The sequence below is a fragment of the Streptomyces sp. NPDC127092 genome (genome assembly GCF_042722475.1).
Taxonomy (GTDB): Bacteria; Actinomycetota; Actinomycetes; order Streptomycetales; family Streptomycetaceae; genus Streptomyces.
The window spans coordinates 1-1103 of sequence record NZ_JBHXFE010000382.1; the positions used below are offsets into that span (position 1 = coordinate 1).

At 70.0% G+C, this 1103-nt stretch carries 2 protein-coding genes; both read left to right on the plus strand.

Annotated features, from left to right (window positions below; translation table 11 throughout):
* Positions 1-244: transporter substrate-binding domain-containing protein (locus ACFWJO_RS40620; protein WP_386873414.1), on the plus strand; the 244-nt coding region annotated here is incomplete at its 5' end.
* Positions 241-1071, plus strand: coding sequence for an amino acid ABC transporter permease (locus ACFWJO_RS40625; RefSeq protein ID WP_020626482.1), 831 nt, complete (start codon positions 241-243; stop codon positions 1069-1071). The genes ACFWJO_RS40620 and ACFWJO_RS40625, both read left to right, overlap by 4 nt.
* Positions 1072-1103: the final 32 nt, after the last annotated feature.

The following is a 1103-nucleotide window of genomic DNA, read 5'->3' on the forward strand; positions in this document are numbered from 1 at the left end:
GGCCGGCACCGTGGACGCCGCCCTGGGCAACCAGTCCGTGTTGCTCTACTCCCTCAAGGACGACGATCGCTTCGAGGTGGTCGAGTCGCTGCCCACGGGCGAGCAGCTCGGCATGGCGGTCGGCCCGCAGAAGGCGCAGCTCGGCTCCGCCGTGAACCGCGCGCTGCAGGAGCTGCGCAACGACGGCACCGTGGCCGAGCTCCAGGAGCGCTGGTTCGGTCAGGCACAGGAGGACTACCGATGAGCACGCAGGCCCCCGTCTCGCCGGCACCGGCCATGAAGCCCGGCCGCGCGCGCCGCCGTCGTCGGCTGTCCCTGATCATCCAGGCGGCCGTCTTCGTCCTCGCCCTCGTCGTCCTGGCCGTCCTCATCGACTGGGGCGCGCTCGCCGAGAACGTCCTGAACTTCCCCGCCGTGGCCCCGATGTTCCCCAACGTGATCCTCGTGGGGCTGGGCAACACGCTGTTCTACACGGTCACCTCGTTCGTCGTCGGCCTGCTGGGCGGCATCGTGCTCGCGCTCATGCGCCTGAGCTCGTTCGGCCCGTACCGGTGGCTGGCCACCGCCTACGTGGAGTTCTTCCGCGGCGTCCCCGCGCTGCTGGTGTTCCTCGCCTTCGGCTACGGGGTGCCCTTCGCGTTCGGGGTGTCCTGGCCGATCCCCGTCGTCGTGATGGTGGCCCTGGGCATGGTCTCGGCCGCGTACATCGCCGAGACCCTGCGTGCCGGCCTGCAGGCGGTGCCCCGCGGCCAGATGGAGGCGGCCCGGTCCCTCGGCATGCCGACGTGGCGGGCCATGGTCACCATCGTGATCCCCCAGGCGTTCCGCATCGTGCTGCCGCCGCTCACCAATGAGGTCATCCTCCTGACCAAGGACTCCTCGCTGGTCTACGTGCTCGGCCTGGCCGCGCACGAGTACGAGCTCACCAAGTTCGGTCGCGACGGCATCTCCGCCCTCGACGCCGGCATGACGCCGATCCTCGTGGCCGGCCTGTTCTACCTCGTGATCACCGTGCCGCTGTCCCTGCTGGCCCGCCGGTTCGAGGCCCGTTCGACCAAGAAGGGGCACTGAGATGGCCCAGCAGAACCCCATCACCGGATCCT